Source organism: Desulfosarcina alkanivorans (assembly GCF_009688945.1).
In the GTDB taxonomy this organism is placed as follows: Bacteria; Desulfobacterota; Desulfobacteria; order Desulfobacterales; family Desulfosarcinaceae; genus Desulfosarcina; species Desulfosarcina alkanivorans.
Genome location: NZ_AP021874.1, coordinates 693380 through 706627 on the forward strand (window position 1 = coordinate 693380; position 13248 = coordinate 706627).

The 13248-nt window shown below is 50.7% G+C and carries 10 protein-coding genes; all 10 read left to right on the forward strand.

Annotated features, from left to right (window positions below; genetic code table 11):
* Nucleotides 1-334: 334 nt before the first annotated feature.
* The 10 genes from DSCA_RS03160 (at nucleotide 335) to DSCA_RS03205 (ending at nucleotide 13193) form a co-directional block, all read left to right on the forward strand.
* Nucleotides 335-1279 carry a UDP-glucuronic acid decarboxylase family protein gene (locus DSCA_RS03160; protein ID WP_197904727.1) on the forward strand — a complete coding sequence of 315 codons (945 nt, stop codon included), beginning with the start codon at nucleotides 335-337 and terminating at the stop codon, nucleotides 1277-1279.
* A gap of 19 nt (nucleotides 1280-1298) precedes the next feature.
* Nucleotides 1299-2324, forward strand: a complete 1026-nt coding sequence (gene galE, locus DSCA_RS03165) for a UDP-glucose 4-epimerase GalE (RefSeq protein ID WP_197904728.1) — start codon at nucleotides 1299-1301, stop codon at nucleotides 2322-2324.
* A gap of 83 nt (nucleotides 2325-2407) precedes the next feature.
* Entirely contained in the window at nucleotides 2408-3601 is a 1194-nt protein-coding gene (locus DSCA_RS03170; RefSeq protein ID WP_155315047.1) for a tetratricopeptide repeat protein, read from the forward strand.
* Between the two features lie 207 nt (nucleotides 3602-3808).
* Entirely contained in the window at nucleotides 3809-4453 is a 645-nt protein-coding gene (locus DSCA_RS03175; protein ID WP_167527572.1) for a MarR family winged helix-turn-helix transcriptional regulator, read from the forward strand.
* A gap of 75 nt (nucleotides 4454-4528) precedes the next feature.
* A complete protein-coding gene (locus tag DSCA_RS03180) occupies nucleotides 4529-5410 on the forward strand; it encodes an N-acetylneuraminate synthase family protein (protein WP_155315049.1) in 882 nt (293 codons plus the stop codon).
* A 158-nt stretch (nucleotides 5411-5568) separates the two neighbouring features.
* Nucleotides 5569-6507, forward strand: coding sequence for a glycosyltransferase (locus DSCA_RS03185; protein WP_197904729.1), 939 nt, complete (start codon nucleotides 5569-5571; stop codon nucleotides 6505-6507).
* A gap of 35 nt (nucleotides 6508-6542) precedes the next feature.
* Entirely contained in the window at nucleotides 6543-7241 is a 699-nt protein-coding gene (locus DSCA_RS03190; RefSeq protein WP_231716585.1) for an acylneuraminate cytidylyltransferase family protein, read from the forward strand.
* Nucleotides 7238-8668: a hypothetical protein gene (locus DSCA_RS03195; RefSeq protein WP_155315051.1), complete on the forward strand. Its 1431-nt coding sequence runs from the start codon at nucleotides 7238-7240 to the stop codon at nucleotides 8666-8668. The genes DSCA_RS03190 and DSCA_RS03195 overlap by 4 nt, the downstream gene beginning before the upstream one ends.
* A gap of 41 nt (nucleotides 8669-8709) precedes the next feature.
* Entirely contained in the window at nucleotides 8710-10023 is a 1314-nt protein-coding gene (locus tag DSCA_RS03200) for an NHL repeat-containing protein (protein WP_155315052.1), read from the forward strand.
* A gap of 170 nt (nucleotides 10024-10193) precedes the next feature.
* Nucleotides 10194-13193: a radical SAM/SPASM domain-containing protein gene (locus DSCA_RS03205; RefSeq protein ID WP_155315053.1), complete on the forward strand. Its 3000-nt coding sequence runs from the start codon at nucleotides 10194-10196 to the stop codon at nucleotides 13191-13193.
* The last annotated feature ends 55 nt before the right edge of the window (nucleotides 13194-13248 follow it).

The window sequence follows — 13248 nt, forward strand, 5'->3', positions numbered from 1 at the left end:
GGGCTCAAGATCGCGGCGGCCCGGGGGGTGTTCCGCAGACAAATGGATTTGCGGCGCAGGCGTGAATGCCCGATCCGGGAAAGACCGGGCCGGAAGCCAGTCTTGATAGCCGTTAACGATAATTATCGGTCAGGTGACGGGCAACTTGAGGCAACCTGGAACGCGGCGGCATCCGCTGGCCGTAAGTATTCCGGGTTCCCTGAACGCATTGTGGCCGCAGGAAATATACCAGGGAAATTAATCGGGTGACGCTGCCAGGTGATTCGCGCGGCCTGAATCGGCAAGGTCGATTCAGGCTTTCCATGACAACCCATTGCTTTTAGGAGACCTTCAGATGGACCATATACGAAAACGTGTTCTGGTTACCGGCGGTGCAGGATTCCTGGGCTCCCACTTGTGTCAGGCGCTGGTCGATGCGGGTGACGATGTCCTTTGTGTGGACAATTATTTTACCGGGCAGAAAAAGAATATTGAAAGCCTGCTTGGCCGGCCGAATTTTGAATTGCTTCGGCACGACATTACATTCCCGTTATACGTTGAAGTGGATGAAATATACAACCTGGCCTGTCCGGCGTCCCCCATTCATTATCAGTTCGATCCGGTGCAAACCACGAAAACCAGTGTCCATGGGGCCATCAATGTCCTGGGGTTGGCCAAACGCACCAAGGCCAAGATTTTTCAAGCCTCGACCAGCGAGGTGTATGGCGATCCGAAAATTCATCCTCAAACCGAGGCTTACTGGGGGCACGTCAACCCCATCGGTTTCCGGGCCTGCTATGACGAAGGCAAACGGTGCGCCGAAACCCTGTTTTTCGATTATCACCGACAGCATCGGTTGACGATCAAGGTGGCTCGGATCTTTAACACCTATGGCCCGCGGATGCATCCCAATGACGGACGGGTGGTGTCCAATTTTATCGTCCAGGCCCTCAAGGGCGAGCCGATCACCATCTACGGCGACGGCACGCAAACACGTTCGTTTTGCTTTGTCGACGACATGATCGATGCCTTTATGGCATTCATGGCCACGGCCAAAGCCGTTACCGGTCCGATGAATCTGGGCAATCCCTCCGAATTCAGCATTCTGGAGTTGGCCGAAAAAATATTGGCGCTGACCCGATCCCGGTCGAAGATCATACACGAAGCGCTTCCCAAAGATGACCCCGTCCAGCGCAAACCCGATATCTCCCTGGCGCAACGGGAGATCGACTGGCAGCCCACGGTCGGTCTGGAAGAAGGGTTGGAAAGAACCATTTTTTACTTCAAAGGATTCTTATAAAACCAAAAATGGGGGAGTCGTGAAAATTTTGGTAACTGGCAGCGCCGGATATATTGGCTCACACGCCTGTATAAAGCTTCTTGAAGATGGCCACCGAGTTGTCGGCCTCGATAATTACAGTCGTGGAAATCCCGGTGCCACCACCGCCCTGGAACGGTTTCCCGGCTTTTCATTTGTTCAGGTTGACATCAGAGACCGATCTAAGCTTTTGAATGTTTTGAAAAAAAATGAAATCGAAGCAGTTATGCACTTTGCAGCCTATGCCTACGTTGGAGAGAGTTGTCACACGCCTTTGGCATATTACAACACTAACTTGGTCGGAAGTATTTCGCTTTTGTCTGCAATTGCTGAAGCTGGAGTCACCAGAATTGTTTTTTCAAGTACTTGTGCAACCTATGGGGAGCCTCCCGCCGACTTGATCCCAATCAGTGAGACTTGTGAGCAACGCCCGATCAATCCATACGGCCGTTCTAAACTGGCATTCGAGCAGGTCCTCAAAGATTTGGCTGAATCAGATGAAGCTCCGCATGGTTTTTGTTTTGCCATCCTCAGATATTTCAACATTGCAGGTGCGGACCCTCGCGGCCGGGTAGGTGAAGACCACCAACCCGAGACACATCTGATCCCCAGATGTTTGCAGGCGGCTTTAGACGATCACCAAGTGATCACCATTTTTGGAACGGATTATCCGACAGACGATGGCACCTGCATTCGTGACTATGTCCACGTCGATGATTTGGTTGATGCACATGTGAAAGTGCTTGAATCCTTGAAACCCGGTGACGGAAAAATATTCAATATCGGTACCGGCCGCGGTTATTCGGTATTAGACGTGATCCGTGCGTGTAAAAAAATTACCGGCGTTAATTTTAGAACCAATAATGGAATCCGTCGGAAGGGGGATCCGCCGGTCTTGTATGCAGATCCAACTTGCATTCAAAAAGAAATGGGATGGAGATCCAAATATACAGGGATTGAAACGATGATAGCGGACGCCTGGAAATGGATGCTGAAAAATCCGCATGGTTATAAAGAGGATGATTAGTTTAGGCTAAAGGATTGGTATTCTGTTGCCGATATTACGAACAATACCAATTGGCCGTATTCGCACCTTAAAGGAACCCAACGATGGAAGACGTCGGTATTATCGGGGCTGAAAACCTGTTTGTCAGTTCACTGGCCCAGCAAAGCCAACTGGATGCCATATCCAGCCAGGCGTTGAGCAAAGGGATCGATTTCTACCAGAAGAAAGAATACGAAAAAGCGGCCAGGGAATTCGAAAAATCGATTAACCTGTCCCCCACTTCGTCATTTACCGCCGATACCACCAAATACCTGTCCCAGGCCTATCTCAAACTGGAAAAACCGGACAAGGCCATCGAGGCCTATAACCGGGGCATTGAACTCAACCGGGACGACGATAATCTTCGATCCGCACTGGGCAATCTATTATATGCCGAAGAGCGGTACGACGACGCCGTGGTCCAGTATCGGGAGGCCGTGCGCATCAACCCCGGATTGTCCTCCAACCACTATTCGCTGGGGCAGGGGCTGATGAAGGCGGACAAGCTTGACCAGGCGGAAACCGAATTCCGTACGGTGTTGAGATTGGAACCCCACAGTCCGCACGGGAATTTCGGGTTGGGACTGACCTTCGCCAGGCAGGGGGAATTCGACGATGCCATCGAGCAGTTCGAAACCGTTATAAAAAAACAGGGCGACTATTATGACGCCTATGCCGAAATGGGCTATGTGTATGCGGATAAGGGGGAGATCGATGAGGCGGAGGAGATCGCAGAATTTCTCGAAGACACCGATGAAGATCTGGCGGAAACCCTGAGGATGTATATCAACAAGGTCGAACCGCCGAAGATCATGTTTTCCTGGGGGTCGGCCACATTCCGTTCCAAAATGCCGATGAACACCCCATTGTCGGCCCTGGATTCCTACCTGGAAACTCCGGGGGCCTCCAAATCGTTCACCATGAAATTTCAGTTCAACAAGGAAATGGATCGCTCGTCCATCCAGAATCCGCTGAACTGGTCCATCTCCCGTGCCCAGAGCGGCAACCTGGCCAAAACCTATAATTTTGGCAATGCGATAGCCGATACGGAGATCGCGCCGCCTGCTTTTCCCGATTACGTGATTTACGATGCCAAAACGCGTTCGGCGACCATCGGCTTTACCCTCACGCAGAATGAGGCGGGCGATGGCTCCATCGATCCGCAGCATATCGTGTTTGCCTTTGCCGGAAAAGACGCCGAAGGGATGAAAATCGATCCCGACCATGATGAATATACCGGATTCAGTGGGGTGGCCTGATCATGAATACCACATTGAGGTTGACTTATTATTTCTATATTGCTAATTTTCCATCGGATTAACTATCCACTCATTGAATGGACGTTTGTTTAAACAGGGTCTTTCTATCCAAACAGCTCTCGTAAAACCGCTGCACTCGGAAACCACACCTGCTCGGCCAACAAACTTCCGCGTTGATGCCACCCCTATCCGGGAATGTCGAAGATCGTGATAGAGCCGTTCGTATCCATGTTTCTCTCACCGACCAAAGCCTTCAGGCGCTTTTCCGTCCTGCTCGCGATTTACCATTCACCGGAGGTCAGCCAACAGCAGATCGGCAAGCGAACCCACCTGAGCAGTTCCATGGTGAACAATTATATCAAACAGCTCAAAAAGGAAGGGCATGTTTGTGTGCACGGAACCAACAACCGCAACCAGAGTTATTATCTGACCGCGTCCGGTCATCGTGAACTGGTTGAATCCCTGGTTCAGTATTCGGGAGAAGTCATCCGTTTGTACGCCAATGCCAAACAGGAATTTGCCAAGCTTCTCGGCGGTTTTTACCGGGAAGGGATTCGTACGGCGGTGCTTTTCGGGGCGGCGGAGACCGCCGAAGTGGTATATGCGGCCATGAAACGGACGCCTATCAGGGTCACCGGCATCGTGGACAGCGATCCGGGAAAACAGGGGCAGGCTTTTGACCGGCACATCATCAAGCCGCCTTCCAGTTTAATCCATCTGAGTCCCGATGCGGTGATCGTGACCTCCTTCGGTCAGCAGGAAGAGATATGTCAAACCATCAAGGCGCTGGTCGGTGATTCGATACCCATAAAACGATTGTCGATGATCGGTGCTGAAGAGGAAACCAATTAGGTGCATTCAAAAAAAACATCATTGGGAACAGAACTGCCGATAGTGCCCGGCGAACCTCTTCCGTCGGGGAAACGCATGGCATCCCTTCAAATCGGAGACAGCCGCATCGGCAGGGGCAGCCCGGTCTATGTCGTCGCGGAAATAGGGATCAACCACAACGGTGATGTGAACATTGCCAAGCAGCTCATCGATGCTGCCGTTGATGCGGGATGCAATGCGGTTAAATTTCAAAAAAGGACCCCCGATGCCTGCGTCCCCCAGAAACAGAAAATGCAGCGGCGCGATACGCCGTGGGGGCGGATGACCTATATCGATTACCGGCACCGGATGGAATTCGGTACACGGGCCTACACGGAAATCGACCGTTATTGCCGGAAAAAAAAGATGGCCTGGTTTGCCTCCTGCTGGGACATGGAGTCCCTGGCGTTCATGGACCAGTTCGAAACACCCTGCTACAAGGTGGCCTCTGCCTGCCTGACGGACGATACCCTGCTCGAGGGGATGTGCAGAAAGAACAAGCCGGTGGTCCTGTCGACCGGGATGTCGACGATGGAACAGATCCGCCGGGCCGTCAACCTCCTCGATGAAAACAATCTGCTCATGGTGCATACCACCAGCAGCTACCAGTTCAATCCGGATGAGGTCAACCTCAGGGTCATCGACAGTTTCCGGCGTGAATTCGGCTGCCCCGTGGGATACTCCGGCCATGAAATCGGGTATGCACCCACCCTGGCGGCGGTGGCCATCGGCGCCGTTTTTGTCGAACGGCATATCACCCTGGATCGATCCATGTGGGGCAGCGACCACCCGATCTCACTGGACCCCGATCAGTTAAAAAACATGGTGGCGGACATCCGGATTATTGAACGGGCGATGGGCAGCGGTGTCAAGCAGGTGTATGACAGCGAGCGCATTGCTTCCGAGAAACTCAGGAATTGCCGGGTGGTGTCGGGATAAAAACCACCGCACGGTTGTATCGGCACAAACGATGAAATCACAGGGGCGCCCGGGGAGCCGGGTGCGCCCCGTCGTGAAGAAAACGGAACCATCGCGGCGCAACCGTCGGTAGGGAACCGACCCGGCGGAGCTATGCCCACACCACTATGAAAATATTGATGATCGCCATCAACGACCCGGCGGGGACGGCCATCGAATTCACCAGGGCCATCAACAGCCACACCGAGCATTCCTGCCGGTTGATCACCAAGGAGATCCGCTACAACTTCATGTTCGAAAAGGATCTGCATTTGCCCTGGCTGGACCGGGAAGGGTGGGGGGAAGTGGAACATCTTCTCAAGACGAGTGATGTTTTTCATTTCCACATGACGGCGGATGAGTATATCGAACTGGGTGATTTCCGGCCGGTGGACTTCCTGAAAGGGAAAGCGATCCTCCACCATCATCACGGCCATCCGGATTTTCGGGGCCATCCGGATAAATATCGGGGAAAATACATTCGATTGAAGCGTCGGGCTATTGTCAGTACCCCGGATCTTCTCAAGCTGCTGCCCGAAGCCTCCTGGCAGCCGAACCTTGTTCCGATAAATGACCCCGATTATCTGCCGGTCCGGGAACCCGAGGGGGGTGAAATTCAAGTCTGCCACGCACCCACCCGGAAGGATCTGAAAAACACGGCTGAATTCCTGAGCGTGATGGAAGGCCTGAAAAGAAAAAATCCGAACATCTCCTGCCGCCTCATCGAAAACACTCCCCACCGCGAGTGTTTGCGCATCAAACAGGAGTGTCAGATTCATTTTGATCATATGCAGGGGTATTACGGGGTCTCCTCATTGGAATCCCTGAGCCAGGGTAAACCGGTCATCGCGGGGTTGGATGAATGGAATCAGTCGCATATCCGGGAGGTGACGGGCGGCTCAACGCTGCCCTGGGTTATCGCCCGAGACTCTGTAGAACTCGAGCAGTCGCTGGAGCGGCTTGTTGCCGAACCGAGTCTGAGGGCGCAGGCCGGAGAGCAGAGCCGGGCCTTCATGGTTTCGTGCTGGAATGAACGGATCATGGTAAAGAGATTGGCGAATGTTTACGAAAAGATCTGATGGCCCGGACCCACCAGGAGATGTCTGATTTGAGCGTGAAACCGGAAAATATTAGCGTCGTGGCGGTTATTCCCGCCCGGGGCGGATCCAAAGGTATCCCCCGAAAGAATATCGTCGATCTTTGCGGCAAACCGTTGATCGCGTATAGCATAGAGGTGGCTCTCAAGGCGAAGACCATAGACCGGGTGGTGGTATCCACTGACGATCAGGAGATCGCATCTGTTTCAAGAGCCTGGGGCGCCGAGGTGCCATTTATACGCCCTGAAAGCCTTTCCGGAGATTGTTCGGACATGGAAGCGGTTTTCAATCATGCCCTTTCTGTTCTGGCCGAGGAGGGGTACAACCCTGATATTTTGGTCCAATTATTTCCTACGCATCCATTTCGCACCCCTCGATTGGTTGATTTTCTGGTTAATAAAACCGCTCAAGGTTATGGGACGGTGAGGACCGTGAGAGCCAGAACTGTCAGTCCTGACAGTCATTATATTATCGAAGAGAACAAAACGAAACGTTTGTTGCCAATGGTAAGTGACCAACAAACGCACTACAACGAAATCCAATTTCGGGCTTATGGTGTTTTCATCTCAACAAACCTTCGGAATCCAAATTTGCACGGATTTTATCTCCACGTGCTGACGGATCCGGTTACCTTTGTTGATATCGACGAGCCCGAGGATCTTGAATTGGCAAGAGAAATCATCAACTCCAATTATTTTGATTTCGGCCTTCCATGATAATCATTATTCCTGTTTTTCCTGAAACTGAGGTCGAACGAAACCTGTGCCTATCCCGCGCAGGGGAGAAGAGTGCCCTTTCTGATTTCATTGAGCATTTGCGCATAGGGTGTCAATCCGCTGTCGTTCTTTTCAGCGATCGGGAAGAGTATCTGTGCCCCATGTCGTTCTCGACGGTTCAAATGCATATCGTTCCCGATGCCTCCCGTTCGAACGCCAACCCTTTTCTGCCCCCGGGAAGTGTTTTCTGTTTGGAATATATCGTTCAATATCACCCTGAACTTCTATCGCATGATTTGGCCGTTGTCGATTATCGTTATCCAGGGTTGAGCGTGGACGTGATAAAACATGCCCATGAAAATTTACGTCACTCATCTGCCTCCATTCTGGCCAGCCTTTGTACGGCGGTGGATCATCCGGCCCAGTTTGATGCCTATTACCGAATTGTCGAATTCGATTACCTGGCCATATTTGATTCTGACGCCCCGCCGGACAATCGATTCGCGGCTGACGATGCCGGGGACATCGGTGATGTCGGGATTTCCCTTGATGGAGACTTCTGTTGGTCAAAACCGCTGTTTTTTGACTGGTCGGCCCGTGGAATCGAAGCTGGCGTGATCGGTTCCCGAATCTTTGTTCGATTACAGGACACGGTTCAATCGCGCTTTTTCCCAAGAGACACACTTGCCGACACGAATCTGTCCGAGGATGTTCACTTCGGTGGATGGTTCTGGTTTGAAGGACCCTGTCGCGCCCGTCGTATACTCCGCCATGAGGAGTTTAAAAACCACGCAGTGCGTAATCTGCGGGGGGCATCCTTTTTAAAAAAAATCGATCATTCTCCCGTGATATTGTTTCGAGGCGAGGCAGATACTGTAGTGGAAATTTTCGTCAGATCCGACTTGGTTACTGCTGGGACGTTGATACGGATTTGGCCGTTGAACCAAGAGCCGGCAATACCACATGCCGAAAGTCAAGAAATTCACTGGAAGGGCTTATCCGACAGGCAAGAAACGTTTCGCCTGAAAGACTCAAAATACCTGGGCGGTATGGGAAGCATCAAACTTGAAGAAAAATGCCATGCGATGCTTATCGCTTTACTTCAGCCGGTGGATCAAGGAACCGCCGATGTCGTGGAGCCTTTGGAACTTGACTTGCAATTGTGGCAGGTGGATCGGGTTACGAAGAGAAGACGAAATGCTCTTTCCGGTAAGCCCATCATGGGGAGACAAGATTTCCCCGACGTCTATCATGCTTGTAGTGCCCTGACGATTTTTAAGAATGGTAATATTCCGGAAAAGAAATCTGGATTTTCCGGCGAAAGTCTTGAACCCTTTGTTTTACATGGAGGGGCGAGTATGAAAATTGTTTCTGAATTTGATCTGATCCGGTTTCAAGCCGCTAAAATGTATGGGCAACACGACTAATGGATACAGCGGACACCGAAATTCGAAATATAACGGAACAGATGGAACGCATTCTTGATGAACTGCTCAATGAATCAACATGGGTTGAATGCGATCATTCGTTCGGGAAAATTCAATCCCAATTCATGCAATTTGTCAGCAAGGTTGACAGCGAAATCGAAATCGCCAGTGTCGTTCGAGAAATTTTCAGTGCCCCCGGGAAAACCAATGGAAATGACCGATATGTTGAAGATATTGCAAGGCAAGTTTGTCACCAGGGATATTATCGTCAGACCCGGCTATATGATCTGGCTTTTCGATTTCAGGAAATGCGGCGTCAGTACTTGCTGAAAAAGTCGGACAAGCGAATTGCCGAGGGAAATGTGCAAGGGGCCCTTGATGTTTTGGAGATGCTTTTATCGCAGAATCCGTGTGACGATGATTTTATACAACGAGTCGAAAGCCTCCACTTGCAGAGTGTTTCTAAAAGCGGAAGTCGAAAGGATCTCAACACTATAAAATGTCACGTGGATGGTCTTCGCCAACGTTTTTACATAAAGCAAAAAGCGAAAATAGATGTCACACAGCTTTTTCGACCGCATCGGCACGATGGGGTCACCTTCATTTCAAACGCTCCGAACGGGATGTGGATCGCTGCCGGATGCAATTATGTGCTGCGCTGTAGTTTCAATGGACTTGCCATTGATCGCGTTGATTTTGGCCTAAACGAGAATTGCTGCATCTGGCAGGCCCATTTTTGTCCTCGAACCGGTTGCAACTACCTGTTGGCGAGACGCGGCAAGAGTGACGCTGAAACTATAAGGTTGTTTTTGAAGGTCATTCCACCCAAGGGGTTGAAGCTTTCGCACCCGCCAGATTGGCGTTTCTTGAAAAATCCGAGAGGGCTGTCCATTTCATCTGATGGGCGAATGGCCGTCGGTGATTTGGAAAACCGGCAGGTCCATCTGTTTTCAGCGGACCATAAGCGTGTTTTTACTATCGGCTTAAATGGCGATATGCCTTTGATGCTCAGGACTCCCACAGCCACTGGTTTTGTTGGCAGGGACTGTTTGCTGATTGGTGACCAGCAGATGGCATGTGTTTACAAAATCGATCTTGTCCGCAAGAAAGTGATTTGGACTTCAGCGATACCGAACGTCAGATACCTGAAACCTTTTGTAAATATAGATAGCCAAGGTGCTATCTATGTGGCAGGAGTTCTGGAAAATCGGCTCATCAAGATCTCCCCGGATGGAGAAATCCGATACCAACTCCCCCTGCCGACATTGGCCGCCAACGGTGTCTTTGCACATGACGACAAAATCTTCGTCCATGACAGTAAATGCTACGAAATCATCTCTTATGAGGTCGCCTAGCGCGCTTGAAGGGTGGGGCGATGATTTTCGGGCAGAAAATCCCACTGCGCGACTTATCGATGACGGTGGGTAGACGGATCGAACGGGCGATTACGGGCGCTGTCGCCACATCGTAAGTATTCTACGTTGGTTCAACTTGTGCAGTTGAAAGTTTCCTGTGGGGTGAGGCCATGACCATCGTTGAGTTGCTCGCTCGTCGTATTGATTTGACCAAAAGGCAGTTGGCGGGAAAGCGAATCGGTATACAGCCGGGTGAATTCGGACGGTTCAACCGAAATCTGAAAGGCCTGCTTTCGGGATTAGATATTGTAGGCATTCATGCTGAGCAAGGGGTGTTCGACCAGGGGTTCAAACGTTTTCCTAAGTTAGCTTCACTCGCGGAAAAGATCGATGTTCTTCTCAGTTTCGAATTTCACTCGGAGACTTTCTCTGAAACAGCAATAAATGGGATCGAAAAGATTTGCCTGTTGGATGAAAAGGATCCGAAAGGGTGGGTTGCACCCGATGTACCATACCAATTTGAAGTGTTTTCCTTTCCGGAGGTGCTTGGATCAGTGGCGCCACAAACCGTTTTGCATGAATTCCATGAAGAGAAATCACCGATTCCCGTCAAAAGAGAGATTGTCGGAAAATGTTTTGCTGATTGGAAACGAATCCAATGTTCAGATTTTGTTCGTGAAGAAAAAGAATCGGCAACTGTCGATCGTGCTGTATCCACACCCAGAGCCAGCGCGATTGGCAGAGAACCGAATTGGGTCTCCTGTGTGGACCGGTCGGGGTATTTTGCCTGGCAGTGTCCACATTGCGGAGATCTGTTGAAGAGTGACAAGAGCTATCCATTACTGGATGGCCGACAGGCTCCCGAGCTTCCGGTCTTTGTTGAGTTTACCTGCTGTGTCAACTCCTTTTATGTCATTTTAGGCGGAACCCCTGTAGAAGCGCTCGGGCTTTTCTGGCCAGACGAAAATCTGATTTTCGGCAGTAACGCTGGATTGGAATTGGTTTGCAAGACAACGGTGGAGAAAGATAAGTACACCGGCTGGATCAATACCCTCAAGCGATATTGCATATTTAAATGGGATGAGGCAAGAGTGTTTGAACGAAGTGATAATAAAAAAGACCTTGCCTTGGCCATTGGGTTTGGAGATCGACCGGAACGCGGATTGCCCTATCAACTGGCTGCAATTGAATGTAGTTGCAATGACAAAAAAAACCAAAACAATCCGTTGTGGTTAACCGGCCCCTATGATGTTCTTTGTGCCTATCCGCGTTTGATCGAAGGCTTTGTGCATAGAAAATTCGCTTCACGTTCCCTGGCACGTGCCAGCACCGACCTGTTTGGTCACGTGATGCAACAGAACTTGTTTTGTTTGCGTCCACATGCGTCGACCTCTGTGAGTTCGGCGATGCAAAAAAGGATCTATCAGGCCATAAAGGCAGAGTGCTCCACCGTTCTGCAAGAACGGCTGGATAAAATATTATCTTGTTTCCCTGTAATATGGATATGGACAGATGTTACCTCTCATGACTGGTTTCACCGTGTAAAACAAATCGCACATCACATCGATGGGTTGTTGGCGCGATATCATGATGCCCATATTTTGCTTTCAGGCCCCGGCTTGTCAACTCGCCATGCGGAGAAAATTAGAGGCTTAATTGCATCGCGGCATCGGGTGACGGATACTACCACTTGGGGTTTTCCCGAACTGTTTCTTGGCTGCCACTGGTGTGATTTTTTCATCGAAGACCCCGATGGGGCCTCTCTGTGGGATATCCATGTCAATTCGATCGGCTTGGCATCGTCAGATGGCAGTTTCCTGGAAACCGGGTCGGAGAACGCTACGGATGATCGAGCCTGTAGAGCTGAATCGCATCCGGCTGTGACGGACAGGCTCGCAATGATTGATCACGGGACGGCCTTACCCCTTTGTCCCTTTCCTCCCAGAGATAAGAAGCCTTTAGCGCTGGATTATCCTTTTGACATTTTGGAAGATCACCACAGCCTGCCGTGTACGGTGGAACATCTGGATTTTCGAACGCCGATCCGGCTTTTTTGCCGGTTTGCGTTTTCGGGGCGGCATAAGCCGGATGGGGTGAGTGGCCACCATGTCCATGGCAAAAATAGCCCTAAAGATGCCATTTTTCTGGATCGTATGGATACTTTGGGCGTGGGACCGACCAGCCGATGCAATGTGGCCTGTGCGTACTGTGCTTATCCACATAGCGGCCCCAATACAAGTCATATGCCGCAGTCGATAGTTGATAAGCTTGTTACTTTGGATGGATTCGGATTGAAACGGGTCTATTTTTGTGGACATGGCGAGCCTTCATTGCATCCGAGTTTTTGGGAATTCGTTTCCGCCTACAGCCAACAAGGTGTGATAACAGAGCTCAATACCAACGGGTATGTGTTGACTCATGATATCGATCGACTGGCGGTGTCCGGCCTCAATCATATACATCTTTCCATGCATGGTGGCACCGCATCGGTATATAATCGACTTATGCGTGGTAATAATTTCGACAGGATCATTCGGGGGCTCGGCGAGCTAAAGCAGATGCAGGGCAAGTCGTCCTGTGCTCCCCCCCGGGTATCTCGGCTTATTGCCATCGGTAGCACGGATTGTATGGAAACATTGCCGGATGTGTGCCGCATTGCCAGCAGGTTTGGAATCCCCACTGTTTTTTTGCACTCCTTAGCGGAGACGACTGCCTTTGCAAAAAACAAAAGTATTTTGCATGATTTTACCCCTCACCGTCAATTTTTACTTCGATCCATTCGGTCCGCGGCGAAAAATGGAGTCGACCTTATCCCCGATTTTGCCATTTCCCATGCCCTGAAGCATGACAACGATAGCGTCGACCGTGAAGGATGCTTTACCTCCCCCGGAGCCGGTGAGACCCTGGATTGTATCGACCCTTGGACCCGAATGGAAATTCTTCAAAACGGCAAGGCGAGGACCTGCGGTTATCCCGACCCTGCCAATTTCTTCAATATTTCTGATGAGCAATTTTTATGGCAGATCTGGAACCATGACTATCTGGTCAATATTCGTCGGATGCTACTATCCGGTGACCTCGCAGCGCCATGCAGCACGTGCAATTGCCGAGGACCAATTAAAGTAAGCGAATTCCGCAAGAAAGTGGAGCGGCTTTTGCGGTTATTATAGATATCGTCTGCTAGGTTATGGCGGTTCAACCCATTGCGCATCGATGCGAGTTGAT

What these genes read in the sequence shown, in the direction of transcription:
- DSCA_RS03185 (WP_197904729.1), top strand. Translation starts at nt 5,569, where the DNA reads ATGATCGCCATCAACGACCCGGCGGGGACGGCCATCGAATTCACCAGG.
- DSCA_RS03195 (WP_155315051.1), top strand. Translation starts at nt 7,238, where the DNA reads ATGATAATCATTATTCCTGTTTTTCCTGAAACTGAGGTCGAACGAAAC.
- DSCA_RS03180 (WP_155315049.1), top strand. Translation starts at nt 4,529, where the DNA reads ATGGCATCCCTTCAAATCGGAGACAGCCGCATCGGCAGGGGCAGCCCG.
- DSCA_RS03205 (WP_155315053.1), top strand. Translation starts at nt 10,194, where the DNA reads ATGACCATCGTTGAGTTGCTCGCTCGTCGTATTGATTTGACCAAAAGG.
- DSCA_RS03160 (WP_197904727.1), top strand. Translation starts at nt 335, where the DNA reads ATGGACCATATACGAAAACGTGTTCTGGTTACCGGCGGTGCAGGATTC.
- DSCA_RS03170 (WP_155315047.1), top strand. Translation starts at nt 2,408, where the DNA reads ATGGAAGACGTCGGTATTATCGGGGCTGAAAACCTGTTTGTCAGTTCA.
- DSCA_RS03200 (WP_155315052.1), top strand. Translation starts at nt 8,710, where the DNA reads ATGGAACGCATTCTTGATGAACTGCTCAATGAATCAACATGGGTTGAA.